Origin of the sequence: Frankia sp. AgKG'84/4, from assembly GCF_023242965.2 — a bacterium.
In the GTDB taxonomy this organism is placed as follows: Bacteria; Actinomycetota; Actinomycetes; order Frankiales; family Frankiaceae; genus Frankia.
In genome coordinates, this window is the sequence record NZ_JALKFU020000945.1 from 1 (window position 1) to 696 (window position 696).

General features: G+C 52.9%; 1 protein-coding gene. It reads right to left on the bottom strand.

The features are described from left to right. Window positions 1-696: preprotein translocase subunit SecA (locus tag MXD58_RS31955; protein ID WP_518478697.1), on the bottom strand; the 696-nt coding region annotated here is incomplete at both ends.

The window sequence follows — 696 nt, forward strand, 5'->3', positions numbered from 1 at the left end:
CCTCAGCGATTTCCTCAGAATCCTTATCCTTCAAGTCTTCTTCGTTAATGTCGCCTTCATCGAGAAGATTTCCGTTGACATAATCGATGACTCCCTGGAGGTTCCAGCCCTCTTCGTCATCAAGTCCCGGAGCATAGGCAGCCACACTGCGGCGGACGGATGAGTCAATCATTCTCTCTACAATTTCGCGGAGGTTTTCACTGTCGATTACCTCAGAACGCTGCTTATAGATGATTTCACGCTGCTGGCGCAGGACATCATCATATTGAAGAAGCTGTTTACGGGCATCGAAGTTGTTGCCCTCCACACGTTTTTGCGCGGATTCAACGGCTCTCGTCACCATCCGGCTCTGGATTGGCTGGGTGTCATCCATGCCAAGGCGGGTCATCATCGCCTTCATATTGTCGGAACCGAATCGGCGCATCAACTCATCTTCCATGGAAAGATAGAACTGGGTGACACCCGGGTCTCCCTGACGTCCGGAACGTCCGCGCAGCTGATTATCAATACGGCGGCTTTCATGGCGCTCTGTACCGAGAACGGCAAGTCCGCCAAGCTCCCTTACGCCTTCGCCAAGCTTGATATCCGTACCGCGGCCGGCCATGTTGGTCGCGATCGTCACCGCTCCCTGCTCACCGGCGTTAGCAATGATTTCCGCTTCACGTTCATGATTTTTTGCATTCAATACATCATGCC